Origin of the sequence: Legionella gresilensis, from assembly GCF_900639865.1 — a bacterium.
GTDB lineage: Bacteria > Pseudomonadota > Gammaproteobacteria > Legionellales > Legionellaceae > Legionella_C > Legionella_C gresilensis.
This window is the reverse complement of the sequence record NZ_CAAAHX010000003.1, coordinates 232,957-252,376: the sequence shown is the minus strand read 5'-3', so window position 1 is coordinate 252,376 and position 19,420 is coordinate 232,957. Positions and strand designations below refer to the sequence as shown.

The following is a 19,420-nucleotide window of genomic DNA, read 5'->3' as shown; positions in this document are numbered from 1 at the left end:
TTCGCAGAAATGACGGTTTATCCGCGGGATCCAGTGAGGAAGTAGGATCTATTGGATCCTGCGAACAAGTCGCAAGAGGTCGGATTAGTGAAGTTGCGGAGAGCTGAGATTTAAAGATTTTTTAATTTTTATCTCATATTAAATTCAATCCCCTTTTTATGAACTAGACTGTGATAAAGCTAAAAATTTAAAGTGCTTAAGGTTTAAAGGTAGTCAACATGTGCGGTATAGTCGGTATTCATAGTCAAAAAGCTGTTGCTCATGAGTTGTATGAAAGCTTAATTCATTTGCAGCATCGAGGCCAAGATGCTGCGGGAATTCTTACCTCTGAGCAACGATTTTATTCTAAGTATGGTTTAGGGCTTGTACGTGAAACGTTTACTGCTGAAAATGTACTGTCCTTAAAAGGTTGTGTTGGTATTGCACATACGCGCTATCCTACGGCAGGCGGATACGGTGCAGCAGATGTTCAACCTCTGTGGATTGGTAGCCCACGCGGTATAGCACTTGCTCATAATGGTAATTTATCAAATTATCAGGAATTAGCACATGAAATACGCAAGCAGCATCGGCATTTAAATACAGGCCTTGATTCAGAAGTCTTATTGCTCCTCTTTGCTGATTTACTGGCTATTAGTCCTGGTTTTATTGAAGATGACGATAAATTCTTTGATGTACTATGTAATGTTATTGGTTTGCTTTTTGCAAAATTAGAAGGCGCTTATTCAGTAGTAAGCTTAGTAATTGGCAAAGGACTCATTGCCTTTCGTGATCCACATGGTATTCGGCCATTAGTCTGGGGTACGCGTGAAAACGAAGACGGTACGCTAGATACGATTTTTGCTTCAGAAACAACACCTTTTTATGCTTTAGGTTTTAATCCGCAGGGTGATATTTTGCCAGGTGAAGTGGCTTACGTAGATAGTAAAGGCAAGCTTTACCGACGTGTTATTAAGGCAGCTGAATTTAGACCATGTATTTTTGAATATGTCTATTTTTCACGACCTGACGCGACGATTAATGATATCAGTGTCTATCGGGCTCGATTACGTATGGGGCAGAATTTAGCTATCCAGTGGAAAAATAAATACCCTAATCTTTTACCTGATATTGTTATACCTGCGCCATTTACAGCCAATACCGCGGCGCTTTCCTTTGCCCATGAGCTTGGTGTACGTTATTCAGAAGGCCTATATAAAAATCCCTTTATTGGTCGGACTTTTATTATGCCAGACCAAAATGCACGTACAAGTAGCATCCGTCATAAGCTTACTCCGCAACCAACCGAAATTAAAAACAAGATTGTCTTAATTGTCGATGACAGTATTGTTCGTGGCACGACGTCACGGGAAATTGTTAAAATGGTTCGTGAATCTGGTGCAAAGCAGATTTACTTTGTATCTACTGCACCGCCCTTAAAAAATCCTTGTTTCTATGGTATTGATATTCCCTCTAAAAAAGAGTTAATTGCAGCAAACTCGACTGAAGCTGAAATTGCTGAATTTATTGGTGTTGATGCCTTACTTTATCAGACTAAAGAAGATTTATTAGAAGCTGTTACTAGACGCGGCCAATATAAAATAAATAAAACATGTATGGCTTGTATGGATGGGGACTATTTTTGTAGCAAAATTACACCAAATAAAATGCAAGAAATAGAAATTTATCGCAACGCTTCACGTGGTAAAAATAAGAGTGATATAGAGGATTTATAACAAATGAATATTCTTATTATTGGATCAGGTGCGCGGGAGCATGCCATTGCCAAAGCTTTAACACGTTCTAACCAGAAACCTAAATTATATTGTTATGGCACATTAATTAATCCAGGTATAAAGGAATTATGTGAGCAATACAGCCTGGGCAATATTAATAACTGCCTTGAAGTTAGTCAGCAGGCTAAGGATTGGTTTATAAATTTAGCTATTATTGGTCCAGAAGCACCACTTGAGTCAGGAATGGCCGATGCATTATGGCAAGTTAATATTCCAACAATTGGTCCTAAAAAAGCATTAGCGCAAATAGAAACAAGTAAGGAATTTGGCCGCGATTTAATGCAAAAGTACCAGATTTCAGGCCTACCGAACTACAAAAAATTTACAAGTTTAGATGGAGTCAATGACTTTATATTGGAGCTTGGTGAAGAAAATTATGTCATTAAAGCTAATGGTTTAATGGGAGGAAAGGGCGTTAAAGTTGCTGGCGAACATCTTAAAAATCCTGATGACGCTTTGGCTTTTGCACGCGAAATTTTAGCCAAGAAGCAAACTTTTATTATTGAAGAAAAATTAATTGGTCAAGAATTTTCATTTATGTGTTTTGCAGATGGTAATACCTTAATTCCCATGCCTTTAGTGCAAGATCATAAACGTGCTTATGCAGGTGATAAAGGTCCTAACACAGGCGGAATGGGTAGTTACTCTGATCATAATCATAGTTTACCTTTTTTGACTGAAAAAGAAGTTGCTGACGCTTTCAAAATTAACCAAGATGTATTTTTAGCTTTAAAAAAAGAATGCAAACAAGATTACATCGGCATCTTATACGGTAGCTTTATTGCCACCAAAAAAGGGATCTTTGTTATTGAATTTAATGCGCGCTTTGGTGATCCTGAATGCCTTAACATTTTATCAATTCTTGATTCGGATTTTGTAACTATATGTCAACAAATGGTAACGGGGTCTTTAAAGAGAGAGAATGTACAATTTAAAAGTCAAGCAACGGTCTGTAAATATGTTGTACCAGAAGGATATCCAGATAAGCCTTTAAAAGATTTTCCAATTGATGTTAGTCGCGTTGATGATACACAAAATCTTTATTTGGCAGCTGTTAATGAGATTGATAACCAGACAATTATTGCAACAGGGTCACGTACAGCAGCTTATGTTGGTATCGCAGATACTATTATTGCCGCTGAAAAAGTCGCCGAATCAGCAGTTTCTCAGATTGAAGGTCCCTTGTTTCACCGTAGTGATATCGGCACAGAGCAATTGATTAACTTGCGTATTCAAGATATGAAAAGGATTCATAAATTATGATTCGCTTAGGTATTTTAGGTTCCACGCGAGGTACGAATTTACTAGCGATTATTGATGCAATAAAGCAAAAAAAGCTTAATGCATCAATAGAAATAGTCGTTAGTAATAAAGCAAAAGCACCTATTTTAGAGAAAGCGAAGCAAGCTGGTTTATCTGCAACTTATCTTTCCGCTAAGGGATTAACTCGAGAAGAATTCGATTATAAATTAAGCCAATTATTAAAAGAATATCAGGTTGATTTAATCATTTTAATTGGGTATATGCGTATTTTATCGGCTGAATTTATTCAAAGCTGGCAAGAAAAAGTAATTAATATCCATCCCTCCCTGTTACCTGCTTATGCAGGCCTAATGGATTTGGATGTACATCAAGCCGTATTAGAAGCAGGGGAAACATACAGTGGTTGCACTGTCCATTATGTTAATGAAGAGGTTGATGCGGGCCCAATTATTTTGCAAAAGCAATGTGAGGTATTGCCAATGGATACCCCTTATACGCTTAAAACACGTATTCAACAATTAGAGGGTAATTTACTAGTTGAGGCAATTAAGTTTATTTATAAGAAGTCTAATGAATAATAGTTGAGGAAAAGTGATGACAAAAGCACTAGTAGCAATTTTAATGGGATCAAAATCAGATTGGCCTTTAATGGAGGAGGCAAGCAAAGTACTTGATGCTCTAGATATTCCTCATCAAGTGCGCGCTTTATCGGCTCATCGAACGCCTGAAGCATTATTTGAATATCTTAAGTCTGCAGAGAAAGATGGGGTGGAAGTTTTTATTGCAGCCGCTGGTGGCGCTGCTCACTTACCAGGCGTAGTTGCTGCTAAAACGACATTACCTGTTTTAGGGGTTCCTATTCCTTCATCGACATTTACTAATGGCTTAGATGCACTTTTATCTATCGTACAGATGCCAGCAGGTATACCTGTTGGTACCTTAGCAGTGGGTAAAGCAGGTGCTATTAATGCAGCCATTTTAGCTGCAAGTATTTTAGGGAATAAATATCCAGAATATCAGCAAGCTGTAAAAAATTATCGCGCTGAACAAGCTCGTAAAGTTTTAGATAACTCAGTGATTAAAGGTTAAAATAGCTTTTAAAGCTTAGTTAATTAATAAGCGCTATAATTAGTAGCGCTTATAAAAAGCTAAATGTAATAAACTTAATGTAATACACCTAAATGTTATTAAAAACCATCAAGTTCTGGCGCTTCCTTAGTGTCAGAAATAAGGTTTTTAGGTGAGTGAACACTTGCAGATTTTATTGAAAAAAATGACTGATTTAAAGATTTTAACAAATTTGTTTGCGACAAACTTTGTTTTACTTCATATTCCTTAATAAGTGTAGCAATTTTATCATGTCCCATAATATTAGCTATATCATAAGGTGTCAGTAATACTTCATCCGATCCGCTTTTTCCTTGTATAATCGTTTCAATTTTTTGTCGTAGATCTGCCCCTTTTTTAATTAGGGCAAAGCGTTTTAAGTCATTTACAGTTCGCCGAAAAGGTAAAGTATAATCAACATGTGCCTCTAAGAGCTTTTTAACAGTCATGAAGTGGCCTTCTTGAGCGGCAATGAAAATGGCTGTCATGCCCTGCAATGTTTGGTTTAAATCAATTTTATCTTTGTACTGGGTTAACAATTCTACACTTTCAGCATCCCCCTTTTTAGCTGCTATTAACAAAGGTGTAACCCCCTCTGTATCTTTGTTATTTAATAAGTCAGGGTTTAAGTGTGCTAATTCTTTGATAACCTTAGTACATCCATTATTAGCTGCTACCCACATCGCAGTTTTACCATTTTCATCTACTTGACTTAGATCAACTCCGGCTTGAACTAAAGTTTTAACGGCCTCTGCATGCCCATTATTAACTGCTATAAGTAGTGGTGAAATACCATTATTATCTTTTTCATCTATTTTTGCGCCATGTTTAAGTAATATTTCAATGATTTCAGAATGACCGTATTTAGCTGCAATCCACAAAGGTGTTCTGCCTTTTGCATCTGCTTCATGTAATTTAGCATGACATTGAATTAAAAGTTGAACTATTTCGATATGACCTTTTTTAGCAGCAATCCATAGTGGCGACTGCCTATTGGTATTGGCCATATTTAAAACTGCACCTGCTTGAGCTAATAACTCAACGATTTTTGTATGACCGTATCGAGCAGCCGCCCAAACTGGCGTCGTATTAAAATCATCAGCTTGGTCTAAATTCACTTTAGCATCAATCAATACTTTTACAATTTCTGTATAGCCATTATGCGCTGCAATCGAGATAGGGGTGGTATTATCATCATCGCAAAGATTTAATTCTGCGCCAGTTTGAATCAGCTTTTTAACTTCTTCTAGATGACCATGTTGAGCAGCAATATAGACTAAATTAATACTATCTGTTTTGCGAGCGGCGGTCTCTTTATTAATAAGATGAGTTTTTTTAAATTCTTTTAGCTGTGCCTCTAATGTATTACAACGAGGATCATTCTTAGTTAATATTACTTGAGCATTAAAAGCGGAGTAGGGGCTAATTTTTTTGTAGGTAAAACCATTTTTTATTGCTTGTGCAATCTTTTGGCTAGTGAAGGGAGCTTGAGAGGGATCAAAGGGTGTTTGATTAATATCACGAAAATTCCAACCTACACCTGGTTGATACGTTAAAGCAATAGTATGATCTTCGCTACCGAGTAAAATGCCTATCGGCTCTTTAGATAGCGCATCAGAGGTATTAAATAGTTGACTTAGCTCATCTAAATAAGTTTCAATTTCTTTTACAGTTAATATTAGGGGCTCTGAATAAAGTTGTTTTAATCCACCTCGTTTTTTTATTTCATCAGATGAAGCTATAATGGATATATCTTCCACATCTTCTTGACTAAGGAAATGACGTTTAAATATAAAAGCCCAATCAGCTGGTATATGGAATAATGTTAAACTATCATAGAAACTAAGAATATCAAGTAATTCATAATCTTTCTCTGTTAAATCTTTACCTTTTTTTGCTCTAGCTTCATCAATAGCATCAAGTAATTCAGACAACGGGGTTAACGCGATAAGCTTGATACGTTTTTCAAAGCGTTGTTGTTCTTCTTTGCCTAACAGAGAAGCTTCCAACCAACGTACAGAAAACCCGTTACATAGACCCTCTTCATTAGGATAATTTAAAATATTATGTAGGTCTATTAAAGCATCATGAACACTCATATTAAGAGTAAATTAAAATTAGATAATCTAAAATATAAGTTTAGTACATGTTGATTAAAATAATGTTAAGTAAACACCGTTTAGAAGTTAATTATCTTTTTACTGGGCAAAAACTCTTAAAGGAGCAGAAAAGAGGGAGATAACTCACTGAAGTTAATTGTAATTTATATGCTTATATTGATTGAGATGGGATCATATATGAATTACATCAGCGAGTTAAGAACAATTTTAGGTCATCAACTAGGTTAGCACAAGGCAAGGCTTGATTGCTTTGGGGTATGTTATTAACGTTATTTACAGTAAGAAGTGTTAATTTAAGTGAACTATCAGTAGCGATGCAAGGTAAAGCGTCTATCCACTCGCGTTATAAACGGGTATTAAGATTTTTCGCTTATTTTGAGTTTGATTTTACAAGACTTTCACATTGGATTTATGTGTTATTTTTTACAGATAAAAGTAAAATTTACCTGACAATGGATAGAACAAATTGGTATTGGGTAAGAAACCAATTAATGTTTTTATGTTATCCATTTGCTATGAAGGCCTTGCCATTCCCTTGTTTTAGACGGCATTAAAAAAAGCAGGCAATAGCAATGCTCATGAACAAATTGAGCTGTTGTCATGCTTTGTAAACACTTTTGGCAAGCAATCAATACAAGGCTTGTTAGCTGACCGAGAATTCCTAAGTAAGGCCTTGATTTCATGGCTTGTTTCTGAAAATATTCCTTTTATCTGCGCATCAAAGGTAATGTCGATGTGGGTATTAGCAAGCGAAAAAAATTCATCCAAGCAGCGCAGTTATTTTCTCATCTAGCTACTCACCATCATCAAACCTTTGGCATGAAAGTATCTGTTTTTGGCCACGAGCTTTATCTTGCTGGTAGTAAAAATTCACGTGAACTGTTGATCGTGATCACAAACCAACCGCTAAAAATACGATTTTCTGCTATTTGCGCCCTTGGGAAATTGAAATCCTTTTTTGTGCTTTAAAATATAAGAGTTGGCGCTTTGAAGATACCCATGTCACCAACCAAGATCGTATAGAAAAAATACTCGCTCTCCTTGCTATGAGCTTTGTCTGAGCTCATCGGATTGGTGAGTGGAAAGCTTCTATTAAACCTATCGCTCTTAAAACATTACGTAAGCAAAGAAGGCCGCAAAATAGCTTCTTTCGCTGCGGGCTAGATAATTTTCGCAATTTTTTAACTAACTTTTTCTAAATATATAAAGGGATTTCTTCAATTTATTCAGTGCTTAGCTGTTCTACCGGAGAAGGCTTTTTAAACTTTTGTCCGGTACAAAGTTTAATTATTTTTAACGACTGAGCGAAGTATAAGGCGGTATTTTGACTTAAAATAAGTTTTGTTAATACCGCTATTGATAGAAATTTTTAATGTTTATCTTTAATTTGACGTTCTTCTTTATATTGCCTTAAGAAATAATTTTAATATTTAGAATTCTTCAGATTGTATCGCTTTTATCCTTTGCGCTTCAAAAGCTAAGACTTTAAAATAGTCGTAACTCATATAAAAATTGCCTTTATCGCCAAGATTTTTGCCCCAAGAATTTCTTAAGGTTAGTAAACCCTTATGCTTGTTGCCTTCATCATCTTTCGCAACTGCATTATCATCGAAACCGGTAATAACCATTTCATGGCCTGCTACAAACTCACTTTTCAGCCAAACATCTCGAGCAATAACAGGGGTAAGTACCCAAGTATCATTAAGGGTATTTTTACTACCAACAGCGCCCACTGTACCAAGATCATAATCAACCAATAACACAGCAAAAGTCACCCGATCGCCTGCTAATAAAGCTTTTTTGACCTCTGCTAATGTTTTATTAATATCAACTCGTTCGTTAAATGCTTGGTAGGGATCTAAAATAGGAAATGACTGCACTTTCTCAGGATTAAGAGGCTCGCTTATACGATGGAATTCTTCAGGAGACATCGCGGTAGTTGGATCATCTCCGCCATGCGGATATTTATTTAAACCACCGCAACCCACATTTGCTTCTTGTTCTTTATTAACAATACCGAAAGTTTCCATTTGATTAATAACTGTCCGGCCTAATGAGCCATCCCAGCCGCTAAAATTATAACCATTTTCAGCCAAATAGTTGCCTAACTGTAATAGGCATAGTTGACTTATATAATCTCCTTGGTTAAGGGCTGCGTTCATTGCTGCAGTTACGGCAAAAGTGACACAGGTGCCATGACGCCCTTGATCTAATACAGGTACATCATTCATGCCTAATTGGATTTGGGCTGGCCCTTTAGATCTAGCATTATAATTATTAAGCGCTGTTAAGTTTTTTACTTTTAAGTTAAGTAACTCTTTCTCTTTATTTGATACTTTAATTTTTAGAAGTTTAATTTCTTTTGGTGGTTCAATTTTATTTAATTGATTAGATGTATGAGTGTTAACTATTTTATGTGTTAATGTGCCTGCTACCTCTATTCCTTGCGCAGCTAGTTGATTGCTAATTAAAAATGGCAATATCGCTAATTTTAAAATCCTCATAAAATGTTTCTCTTAATTTTGGGGAATAGTAGTGTAACAGAGGAAAGAATCAGCTGCTATGAGTTTTAAAAAGTAGAATTTTTCTATGTAAGTGGATGTTTATTCATCGATTTTTTAGCTTAAAGAGGCTAATTATTAAAAATAAAAAGGGCGGGATTGCCGCCCTTTTTTTACACTTCTTTTTAGCGACGATCGTTATCTATATCATATTGACGCCAATCGTTTTCTAGATCTGAATAGTCACGGTTAGGGTCACGACGTACACCCATAACAATACCGCCTGAACGAACGCCTTCTTCATATCGGCGTGCTTTATCTTCAGGTATTCCCCAACCAGCTAAAGCACCAATTAAACCACCAGAAAGGCTACCAGCGCCAGCACCAGCAAGTGCTGCTGCAATTGGACCTGCAATAACTAAACCTAAACCAGGAATGGCTAAGTTAGTACCGATAGCAGCAATAGCACCTAAAGTAGCGCCTGCGATAGCACCAACCGCACCACCTACCCCCATACCTTCTTTAACACGATCACCATCAACATTATCATCAGCTATATCAGAATCAGATAATTCAGAATCAGATAAGTTTCTATTTGAGCTTGCTCTGGCTAAATCAGAGTCATAGTGTTTGCGGCGAGTATCTTCAGACATAATGACGTTGATTTCTTTAGGATCATAGCCACGATCCAGATAAGAACGATAAGCATTTTCTGCAGTATCTTTATCACGGAAGTAGCCTGTAATCATTTGATCTTGATCACGATTAAAAGTTTGAGAGCGTGAGGAATCTTTATTCATTCCTTGATTACGATCCATATAATTATCCATAACTATCTCCTAAATTAAGGTTACAATTAAACATAGACTATAAATTAAGTTTCTGCAAATTAATAACTTTTTGCCTAATAACCAGATTAATTAATTTAATTCAGTTGACGGTCAAGCTCACTGGTGTAAAATCGAGACACTTTGCAGTAATTTACTCTTAACCGGTTGTTAGAAGGAAAAAAGTTATGCAAGGCAATGCCGAAAATAATAAAGCTTGTGATTTAATTTTATTTGGCACCAAAGGCGATCTTGCAAGTCGAAAGCTTTTACCAGCGCTTTATCAACTGGAAAAGCAAAATTTATTAAATCCTCAAACGCGGATTATTGGCGTAGCACGTGATAATTTTAGTCAAGATAACTATATTGACTTTGTTGAATCAACTTTAGAGACATTTAATCAAGAACCGCTAGATCAAGACGTTTGGCAAAAACTGCAAAATAAACTGTATTATGTACAAATCGATCTGACTCAAATAGCAGACTATACTAAGCTTAAAGACATAACCGATCCTGAATCACGTATTGCTGTGAGTTATTTTGCAACCTCCTCTTCTTTATTTGGCTATATGAGTGAAGGATTAGCTAATGTTGGCTTAGCTAAAGAACCAGCTCGGGTTGTGGTAGAAAAACCTATTGGTCATAATTTAGCTTCTTCAATTGCCACTAATGACCAAATTGCGCAATACTTCAAAGAAAGTCAAATTTACCGCATTGATCACTATTTGGGTAAAGAGACGGTATTAAATTTATTAGTATTGCGTTTTGCTAATGCAATTTTTGCAACAAACTGGGATTATAATGCCATTGACCATGTGCAAATATCGGTCGCAGAAGAAGTGGGCGTTGAAGGACGTTGGAGTTATTATGACAATGCCGGGCAAACACGAGATATGGTGCAAAACCATCTTCTACAGATTCTTGCTCTTATAGCCATGGAGCCGCCAGTCAGCTTAGATGCTAACAATATTCGTGATGAAAAGTTAAAAGTTCTAAAAGCATTAAGGCCTATTACCTTAGAAAATGTACATGAAATGACAGTACGTGGTCAATACACTGGTGGCTTTGTCGGAGGACGTACAGTTCCAGGTTATTTAGAAGAAAATGACGCAAAAGCAAGTAATACGGAAACGTTTGTTGCTTTAAAAGTTTTTATCGATAACTGGCGTTGGGCAGGTGTTCCTTTTTATTTACGTACTGGTAAACGTATGCCTGAAAAATACAGTGAGGTATTAATTTCCTTTAAGCCACAGCCTCATAATATATTTCATAAAACTTATAAGAATTTAAAAGCAAATAAATTAATCATTCGACTACAGCCTGACGAAGGGGTTGAAATTCAAATTATTAATAAGGTTCCAGGCTTAGGCGAAACGATGCAGTTACAGCAAAGTAAACTTGATTTAAGTTTTGATGAAACGTTTAAAGCTAAACGTATTGTTGATGCCTATGAACGTTTATTATTAGAAGCGATGTTAGGCAATCAGTATTTATTTGTGCGCCGAGATGAAGTTGAGGCTGCGTGGGCATGGGTTGATAGTATTTTAGAAGCTTGGCAAGTTCAAAATGAACCGCCACGTGCTTATCAAGCTGGCACATGGGGGCCAGCTGCAGCTACTTCTTTATTAGCACGTGATGACAGAAATTGGGATGAGTAATATGCATTTGCAGCAATTTAATGATCCTACTAGTTTAGATAGTTACTTTTCTAACAGGTTAAAAGCTATTTTAACGGAGGCCATAGCCGCACGTGGGCATGCTTATTTGGTTGTATCTGGTGGTAAAACCCCGCAATCTTTATTTAAACTTCTTTCTGAAGCAGATCTAGAATGGAATAAAGTAACAATTCTGCTAGCAGATGAGCGTTGGCTACCAGCAAGTTCTAGTGATAGTAATGAAGGCATGTTAAAACGGCATTTACTGATAAACAATGCTGCAAAGGCAAATTATATTAGTTTATTGACTGAAGATGATGATCCTGAGATAGATATTAAGAAAATTGCTGCTCGCCTAGACAATTTACCTCAATTTGACGCGGTAATTTTAGGCATGGGTGAAGATGGTCATACAGCTTCTCTTTTTCCCTGTAGTAAGGAAATTAAGGCAGGTTTAACAATGTCAGAACCAGACGTGATCGTTGTTAAGCCTACAACAGCGCCTTATACAAGAATTTCTTTAACTAAAAATAGGTTATTAAATAGTCGATATATCTTTTTACATTTAGTGGGTGAAAATAAACTGGCTGTACTTAAAAAAGCTGATTCGGGTCAGGATACACTGGCTATGCCTATTCGTGCTTTTTTACACAATCCAGCGGTTGAATTACAAGTGATGTTTTCACCTTAATGAGATCCTTATGAATACAACTATCAAACAGGTCACAGAGCGTATTATTAAGAGAAGCATAAATAGCCGCGCGCGCTATTTGGCACGTTTAGAAAAAGCGCGCTTAAAAGGCCCACATCGAGGCGCCTTACATTGTGGTAATTTAGCACATGGGTTTGCCGCTTGCCGAGAAGGTGATAAGTTAGTAATGCGCCAATTAGTACAGCCTAATATTGCTATTGTTTCTGCTTATAATGATGTTTTATCAGCTCACAAGCCTTATGAGTCATATCCTGCCATCTTGCAAGAAGCCATTAGTGAAATGGGTGGGATTGCTCAATTTGCAGGTGGTGTGCCAGCGATGTGTGATGGCGTTACTCAAGGTCAGCCAGGTATGGATCTAAGCTTAATGAGTAGAGATACTATCGCCTTATCTGCTGCTATTGCTTTATCGCATAATTTATTTGATGGCGGTTTAATGCTTGGTATCTGTGATAAAATTGTTCCTGGATTATTAATTGCAGCATTAAGCTTCGGTCATTTACCTTTTGTCTTTGTTCCAGCAGGGCCTATGCCTTCGGGTATTTCTAATAAAGAGAAGGCCCGTATTAGGCAATTATACGCTGAAGGCAAAGTTGATAGGGAAGCCTTACTAGATGCTGAAGCTGCCTCATATCATACCTCCGGTACATGTACATTTTTTGGTACGGCTAATTCTAATCAGCTTATTGTGGAAATGATGGGTTTACATTTACCAGGTTCATCATTCATTAATCCTAATACCCCTTTACGGGTGGAATTAACGCGTGCCGCTGCTAAGCAGGTTCTGGATTTAACTGATTTGGGTAGTCATTATCTTCCTATAGGCCATATTGTTGAGGCAAAATCTATTGTTAATGGCATTATTGGCTTATTAGCAACAGGCGGCTCTACCAACCATACGATGCACCTTGTAGCAATTGCTCGAGCTGCCGGTTTCCTCATTAACTGGGATGATTTCGCTGAATTATCAAAAGTCACACCGTTGGTCGCTAAAATTTATCCTAATGGTAGTGCTGATATTAATCATTTTCACCGTGCAGGCGGCATGGCTTATTTAATTAATACTTTATTAGAAGCTGGTTTGCTGCATGATGATGTTCAAACAGTAGCAGGCCCAGGTTTACAACATTATACAAAACAGCCAGTTTTACATGATGGTGCATTACAATGGATAGATGGTCCGTCTGTCCCATTAGATGATGAAGTACTTCGTTCTGCTAAAGAGCCTTTTAGTAGCCATGGTGGGTTAGAAGTTTTATCCGGTAATATTGGACGGGCCGTAATCAAAACTTCAGCGCTTAATGATACTAATTTAGTTATTCAAGCCGAGGCAGAAGTATTTAGCAGTCAAGATGAATTTATGGAAGCTTTTAAAGCTGGAAAATTAAATAAGGACTGTGTGGTTGTTATTCGTTTTCAGGGCCCAAAAGCCTGTGGTATGCCAGAGTTACATCAATTAACTCCCCAATTATCTGTTCTACAAAATCGAGGCTTTCATGTGGCGCTGGTTACCGATGGACGTATGTCTGGGGCGTCTGGAAATGTACCTGCGGCCTTACATATTACTCCAGAAGCATTAGATGAAGGTAATATTTCTAAGATCCAAACAGGGGACTTAATTTTACTGGATAGCAAGCAAGGTATTTTGCAACTTCTTATTTCTGATGAGGAATTAATTACCCGCACACCTGCAAAACTTGATACTTCAGACTATTATCAAGGTATGGGACGGGAATTATTTGGCTGCCTACGTACCCAGCTAACTGGAGCTGAGCAGGGTGCTTGTAGCTTGTTTGTTACTGAGGATTGTTTATGAGTACTCAATTAGCTCACGAAACCTGCGTCTATGTAATTGCTGCTGATATTGGTGGCACTAATGCACGTTTTAGTCGTGTTAATTTAATTGACTTGAAAGTTGATGAGGTTGCTGTTTTTCCCTGCGCAAATTTTCCTACCTTAGAAGAGGCTTTAGTTCATTATCGCACAATGCATAATCTTACGGATATAAAAAACGCCTCTATTGCTATAGCGTGTCCAGTTATTAATGATCAAGTATGCATGACCAACGCAAATTGGAATTTTTCAATTAGGAAGCTTAAAGATAATTTAGGCTTTAGTGAGCTCCAGGTGCTTAATGACTTAACTGCGGCAGCTATGAGCTTACCCATTTTAACTTCAGAAGAGAAAGTCAAGATTGGCCCAGGCGAAATTGATCTAGCTAAACCCATGGTTATGTTAGGCGTAGGAACAGGCTTAGGCGTTGCTCATTTAATTCCTACTCCTTCAGGTTTTATGCCTTTATCTGGTGAGGGTGGTCATACGGGTTGGGCTGCACAAAATGAGCAAGAATGGTTTATTCACCGTTTTTTAACTGATAAATTTGGCCATGTTTCTTCAGAACGTTTACTATCTGGTCCTGGATTAGAAAATTTATATTTAGCAATAGCAGCTTATCAGAAATTAGATGTTTCTCCCTTATCTGCTGCAGAAATAGTAAATTCAGCACTAAACAGAAAATCTGAATTAGCAAGTATTGTGATTGATCAGTTTTTTGCAAGCTTAGGAAGTTACGCTGGGGATTTAGCTTTACGCTTATGCACTTTTGGTGGTGTTTATATTACAGGTGGTGTCGTGCCTAAATTACTACCATTAATGGAGCATAGTGAATTTAGAACTCGTTTTGAATCAAAAGGACGATTTAGCGAATTAAATAAAAAAATATCAACTTATGTTATTACCGCGGAGCACCCTGGTCTATTAGGGGCTGCTCTTTACCTAAAACAAATGATGGAAAGTGAAGAGTATGTCTTTAAATAATTGGTCATTACAACCCGATGTTCTATTTAATCAGGGACCTATCATTCCTGTACTCGTTATACGTCACATTGAAGATGCAATTCCATTAGCTACGACTTTAATTAGCTGTGGTATTACTCTTTTTGAGGTTACCTTAAGAACAGCAAGTGCTTTAGAAATAATTTATCGCTTAAGGCAAGAATTTCCAGATATATTGATTGGAGCTGGAACGGTAACATCGCCAACACAATTGGAGCAAGTTATTCAAGTAGGTGCCCAATTTGCTATTAGCCCTGGGCTAACTAGAGAATTATTACAAACAGCAAAAGACTCGACAATTCCATTAATTCCTGGTATTGCTAGTATTTCTGAACTCATGGAAGGGCTGCAATTTGGTTTTAACCATTTTAAATTCTTCCCAGCTGCAGTAGCTGGAGGAGTTAACATGTTAGATTCAATTCATGGTCCATTTCCAAATGTTCATTTTTGTCCTACTGGCGGCATTAATGAACATAACTTCTTAGATTACTTGAACCTTCCGAATGTTTCTTGTGTTGGTGGTTCTTGGATCGTTCCTGAAGAAGCAGTAAAATCAAAAAATTGGGAGAAAATTAGAATGCTAAGTTCAACAGCTATAACTCAGGCAACTAGTGTTTTAGGTAAATCAGTACTACAAAAAAACTAATTTTTAGAATGTAGAAGTATTTACAAAGATGCACTTTTTAATTCTCAAATTTTTAATACTGACATCTAAATTAAATCTTTTTAAAGCTCGGTTAATGATTTCATCATTGATATTAAGTTTTTTCAAAAGTTAGCATTTAGTTGTTTATGATTAAATTTGACTCAAATTAAGGATTGAATATGGCTTGGTTGGTAGCAATTATTGGATCGGTGGCAGGTTTCTTATTTGGTTATGATGAAGGTATTATCGCAGGTTCACTCGATCTGGTTAAAAATCATTTTTCCCTTACCCATACTCATGTAGGTATTATGACCTCGGCACTTCCATTTGGCGCTCTATTTGGATCAATGTTTATAGGCGCATTAATCGCTTCTAAATTTACTAAATATATTGGTAGACGTACAACGCTGTCTTATGCAGGTTTCTTTTTTCTCTTAGGTGCATTCGGAGCAGCCCTTGCTAATACAGAAACTATATTAATTGCCTCGCGGTTTATCTTGGGTCTTGCTATAGGTATTGCCGCTGTAACAACCCCTTTATACTTAGCAGAAACGGCTCCAGTGAAATTAAGAGGTGCTATCGTTGCTATTTATCAATTAGCCATCACCCTTGGTATAGTCTGTGCTTATGGGGTTAATTATTTGCTTATTGAACAACAAGCTTGGCGCGCTATGTTTGCTTCCAGTGCGATACCTGCCTTAATTTTAACAATAGGAATTTTATTTTTACCAGAATCACCGCGTTGGCTTTGTAGTGTAGGTAAACATGATTTAGCTATTCGCGCTTTAAAAAGGTTACGTGCTGGTAAATCGATTGATCAGGAACTTAATGATATAGAAGATACCTTGGCTAAAGAACCGCATAATGGTAAAAATTGGCGCTTACTTTTCCGTAAACCTTTACTTCCGGTATTACTATTAGGCGTTATACTCTTTTGCTTACAACAATTAAGTGGCATCAATGTCATTATTTATTATGCGCCAGAGATATTTAAAAATTTAGGTTTTACAAATACGATAGGGCAAATTTTAGCAACAATGGGTATCGGTTTAGTGAATGCTTTAGTCACTGTCCTTGCTATTTTTTGGGTTGATAAAATTGGTCGACGTAAGCTATTGCTGTTTGGTTTCGCAGGTACCTTCATTAGTCTAACGGCGCTGAGTTTATTCTCGCTATTCCAAGTAAGTGCTTTAGCTTATCTATCGGTGCTTTGTTTAACAGTTTATATCTTTTCATTTGCTATAAGCCTTGGCCCTATCCCTCATATTGCGATGGCAGAGATTTTCCCTTTGCATGTTCGAGGCGCTGGAATGGGATTATCTTCAATGAGTAATTGGGGATTTAATACATTGATGGTATTTAGCTTTCCAATTTTATATAACCAAATTGGTATTGAATATACATTTCTAATGTATGGTGTAATTTGTTTTCTAGGCTTTATCTACTCTTATTATTGGATGCCTGAAACTAAAAATATTAGTCTTGAAGCTATTGAAACTTATTTAATGAATAACAAACCGCTTCGCTATTTAGGTCGCAATCATCAAATTAATCAGCTTGATACGGGCATAAAACGGCCGGAATTATCACCAACGCTTTAATTTCTTACAAATTTAATAAATGCCACGACTGAGTTGTGGCATTCTAAAAAAGTACAATTTGCTGAATTTAATTTAATTCTTTATTAGCATAGATTGTCATAGCTTCTGTCAAGAAATTAAGTAATTTTGGATGGATATTCTCATAAAACTGTTTAAAGTCCTTATGTTCAAGATACATTTGGCTAAGGCCAATATAGCTTTCCTGAGTTGGCGTCCAAAACTTTTTCACCCAATTGTAATGTCTCTTAATTATTTTTTGAACACTATCATTGCTTGGTAATAAGCCAGCTTCCATAGCTATAACTAACTCTTGATTTATAGCATTACCTTTTTCTTGATGAGCTTCCCAATCTTGTTTTTGCCATTTGCTAACTTTTTTCCAGCTTGCATCAATTTCTTTTTGTGTTAAACCTCCCTTGGTAATTAAATATTCTTCATATTCTGATTGTTTATTGGCATTAAACCCTTCATACATTTCAATGTCGCTCATGATTGCTTTTCCTCTAATATGGGCAATGGTTTTATCAATTGTCTTTAAAAGAGCTTTAGTTTTAGTTAGATTATTTAGTAAAGCCGCTTTGTGTTCATGTAATGCTTCAAGTTTATCAAAGTCATGACTGCAAATTATTTTCTGGATTTCACTAAGTGAAAAACCTAACTCACGATAAAACAAAATTTGCTGTAATATCAGTAATTGATCTTCGCCATAATAGCGGTATTTATTACTGCCATAAAAAGCAGGCTTTAATAACCCAATTTGATCATAAAAACGTAATGTTCTTGTACTAACACCTGAAATTTTAGCTAATTGTTTTACCGTTAAAGACATTGCTACTCCTTAAGTGACACTAAAACGATAAAGGTTTACGTAACGTTAATGTCAATAATTAATATAAATTGCTAAAAATTAATTATGGTTATCTTATAAAAGAGGTTATTAAACTAGATGATGGTTATTTCATCAATATGATTTAAATTTAAATTTTAGCTATTAGTTATTTTGGATTTTTAAATACCGCGGTGGGACCGCGGTATCAATTTTTAAGGGAATTATAGAAAACTAATTTGCTATGAGCATATCATTTAACTGTTCACGTACTTTAATAGCTCTTAATACGGAGACATAGCTCCAAGTCAATGAGTAAGCACCTTGTTGTTGACCTGTATAGCGATTGATTTGCTCACTAATATATAAATTAGGAGCATATTCTTTGATAAGATTTAAATAATTATCGCCTTGCTTAAGATAGGAGGTAGAAAGTGCTGTATTAGGCATCATGGTTCCAAGAGTATAGTAATATTCTGCCATAGTTGCTGTTAGAATAAACCAAGGATTACCTTCGCTGTCACCATAGCCATCATAAATATCATCAATATAACGGCCAAATAAAATACCGTCTGTATGGTTTGCATTGATAGGGTAGGTTTGAAACTGATTTTTTAATGCGGTGGCAGTATTTTTAATATACTCATCTGAAGGCGCAAATACATTATCATGAGTATTGCCTAATAAAGTTGCTAGTATAACGGAGGTATCTAATTCTAGTGTCTTTTGCCGGCCAGGATGAGGTGGGCGGGTTGCTTGGATAATTTTATTATTTTTATCAATAAATGAATTAAGATCTTCTGTAATTTGTTTTGCTTGTGCTTCATAATAATTAGCGCGTGATTCGTCATGAAGTTGTCTTGCAAATTGAGCGCCTTCTAGCAGTGCTTTTCTTTGAACCATTTCAGTAAAGAAATGATGACCATAAACTTCTTCCCATAAGTCAAAATTATCCTCACGCCAATGTGTAGCCACAAAATCTAAATCGGTTTTAATAGTACCTATCGTTGAAGACAGAGGATTTGTATTATAAAGGTGAGTATTAACGTAATCTATTTCATTTTCCTTAAGCAGCGCTTGGGCAAAATGCATTTGTGTCAAAGCTCTAAGCGCAGGCCCATCATATTGCGGCCGCCCCCAAGGGCCATCAAAAGGTAAGCCATTTAAATAGAACTTAGGCTCACCTAAGATATGTTGACCGGGTAGAGGATCAACTTGATTTTGAACTTTTTCAGTCCAACGAATGTAATTTAAAAGTCTTTGCTTATCTTCCAAATGATGATTTTTCTCATACCAAGTTTCAATTAAATCCATGGTGATAGCTGCATCTCGAATCCAATCAAAATAATAATTAGGATAAACCTGAGACGGCGAGGCTACTACTGCTCCTTCTTCATTAATGTTGGCTAGAAAATTTTTTTTCAGTAAGTCAATTTCAGCAGAAGAGAAAATATCTGCATAACTTTGAAAGGCCAGTAGACATAAACCTATAGTTAAAATCCGTTTCATTGTTGCTCCTAATATAATTTTTAGCTCAAGCAGAATATCTTAA

17 protein-coding genes are annotated in these 19,420 nt (G+C 36.4%); 12 read left to right on the top strand and 5 right to left on the bottom strand.

Going from position 1 to position 19,420, the window contains the following annotated elements; genetic code table 11:
• Positions 1 to 218 precede the first annotated feature (218 nt).
• Genes purF through purE form a run of 4 tightly spaced genes read left to right on the top strand, consistent with a single transcriptional unit; the run spans position 219 to position 4,127 of the window.
• Complete coding sequence (gene purF, locus E1P04_RS04770; protein ID WP_131781777.1) at positions 219 to 1,715, top strand: amidophosphoribosyltransferase; 1,497 nt, start codon at positions 219 to 221, stop codon at positions 1,713 to 1,715.
• 3 nt (positions 1,716 to 1,718) lie between these two features.
• Positions 1,719 to 3,038 carry a phosphoribosylamine--glycine ligase gene (gene purD / locus E1P04_RS04765; RefSeq protein WP_131781776.1) on the top strand — a complete coding sequence of 440 codons (1,320 nt, stop codon included), beginning with the start codon at positions 1,719 to 1,721 and terminating at the stop codon, positions 3,036 to 3,038.
• The gene (gene purN / locus E1P04_RS04760) at positions 3,035 to 3,616 is read left to right on the top strand and encodes a phosphoribosylglycinamide formyltransferase (protein ID WP_131781775.1); all 582 of its coding nucleotides are present in this window, start codon (positions 3,035 to 3,037) and stop codon (positions 3,614 to 3,616) included. Before purD ends, purN begins: the two co-directional genes overlap by 4 nt.
• A 16-nt stretch (positions 3,617 to 3,632) precedes the next feature.
• Positions 3,633 to 4,127 carry a 5-(carboxyamino)imidazole ribonucleotide mutase gene (gene purE, locus E1P04_RS04755; protein ID WP_131781774.1) on the top strand — a complete coding sequence of 165 codons (495 nt, stop codon included), beginning with the start codon at positions 3,633 to 3,635 and terminating at the stop codon, positions 4,125 to 4,127.
• Positions 4,128 to 4,225: 98 nt separating this feature from the next.
• Here purE and E1P04_RS04750 read toward each other — a convergent pair whose 3' ends face one another.
• Positions 4,226 to 6,244: an ankyrin repeat domain-containing protein gene (locus tag E1P04_RS04750; protein ID WP_131781773.1), complete on the bottom strand. Its 2,019-nt coding sequence runs from the start codon at positions 6,242 to 6,244 to the stop codon at positions 4,226 to 4,228.
• Between the two features lie 266 nt (positions 6,245 to 6,510).
• Between E1P04_RS04750 and E1P04_RS04745 the strand changes: the two genes are divergently transcribed.
• Positions 6,511 to 6,819: a hypothetical protein gene (locus E1P04_RS04745; protein ID WP_165482675.1), complete on the top strand. Its 309-nt coding sequence runs from the start codon at positions 6,511 to 6,513 to the stop codon at positions 6,817 to 6,819.
• 181 nt (positions 6,820 to 7,000) lie between these two features.
• Positions 7,001 to 7,234, top strand: a complete 234-nt coding sequence (locus E1P04_RS04740; RefSeq protein WP_131781771.1) for a hypothetical protein — start codon at positions 7,001 to 7,003, stop codon at positions 7,232 to 7,234.
• A 461-nt stretch (positions 7,235 to 7,695) separates the two neighbouring features.
• Here the strand turns inward: E1P04_RS04740 and E1P04_RS04735 are convergent, their stop codons facing one another.
• Positions 7,696 to 8,769 carry a C1 family peptidase gene (locus tag E1P04_RS04735; RefSeq protein WP_131781770.1) on the bottom strand — a complete coding sequence of 358 codons (1,074 nt, stop codon included), beginning with the start codon at positions 8,767 to 8,769 and terminating at the stop codon, positions 7,696 to 7,698.
• A gap of 182 nt (positions 8,770 to 8,951) precedes the next feature.
• A complete protein-coding gene (locus tag E1P04_RS04730) occupies positions 8,952 to 9,596 on the bottom strand; it encodes a hypothetical protein (protein WP_207385982.1) in 645 nt (214 codons plus the stop codon).
• A 185-nt stretch (positions 9,597 to 9,781) separates the two neighbouring features.
• On the opposite strand from E1P04_RS04730, the gene zwf reads away from it, so the two are divergent.
• The 6 genes from zwf to E1P04_RS04700 all read left to right on the top strand — a co-directional run bounded on the left by zwf (position 9,782) and on the right by E1P04_RS04700 (position 17,042).
• Positions 9,782 to 11,251, top strand: coding sequence for a glucose-6-phosphate dehydrogenase (zwf, locus tag E1P04_RS04725; protein ID WP_131781769.1), 1,470 nt, complete (start codon positions 9,782 to 9,784; stop codon positions 11,249 to 11,251).
• Entirely contained in the window at positions 11,244 to 11,939 is a 696-nt protein-coding gene (gene pgl / locus E1P04_RS04720) for a 6-phosphogluconolactonase (protein ID WP_242604385.1), read from the top strand. Before zwf ends, pgl begins: the two co-directional genes overlap by 8 nt.
• 10 nt (positions 11,940 to 11,949) lie before the next feature.
• A complete protein-coding gene (edd, locus tag E1P04_RS04715) occupies positions 11,950 to 13,776 on the top strand; it encodes a phosphogluconate dehydratase (RefSeq protein WP_131781768.1) in 1,827 nt (608 codons plus the stop codon).
• Positions 13,773 to 14,777, top strand: a complete 1,005-nt coding sequence (gene glk / locus E1P04_RS04710; RefSeq protein ID WP_131781767.1) for a glucokinase — start codon at positions 13,773 to 13,775, stop codon at positions 14,775 to 14,777. The genes edd and glk overlap by 4 nt, the downstream gene beginning before the upstream one ends.
• Entirely contained in the window at positions 14,764 to 15,441 is a 678-nt protein-coding gene (locus E1P04_RS04705) for a bifunctional 4-hydroxy-2-oxoglutarate aldolase/2-dehydro-3-deoxy-phosphogluconate aldolase (RefSeq protein ID WP_131781766.1), read from the top strand. Before glk ends, E1P04_RS04705 begins: the two co-directional genes overlap by 14 nt.
• A gap of 179 nt (positions 15,442 to 15,620) precedes the next feature.
• Positions 15,621 to 17,042, top strand: coding sequence for a sugar porter family MFS transporter (locus E1P04_RS04700; protein ID WP_131781765.1), 1,422 nt, complete (start codon positions 15,621 to 15,623; stop codon positions 17,040 to 17,042).
• 67 nt (positions 17,043 to 17,109) lie between these two features.
• On the opposite strand, the gene E1P04_RS04695 is transcribed toward E1P04_RS04700, so the two are convergent.
• Together E1P04_RS04695 and E1P04_RS04690 are read right to left on the bottom strand one after the other, a co-directional pair.
• Positions 17,110 to 17,871, bottom strand: a complete 762-nt coding sequence (locus E1P04_RS04695; RefSeq protein WP_131781764.1) for a MerR family transcriptional regulator — start codon at positions 17,869 to 17,871, stop codon at positions 17,110 to 17,112.
• A gap of 231 nt (positions 17,872 to 18,102) precedes the next feature.
• Positions 18,103 to 19,377: a glycoside hydrolase family 15 protein gene (locus E1P04_RS04690; protein ID WP_131781763.1), complete on the bottom strand. Its 1,275-nt coding sequence runs from the start codon at positions 19,375 to 19,377 to the stop codon at positions 18,103 to 18,105.
• Positions 19,378 to 19,420 lie beyond the last annotated feature (43 nt).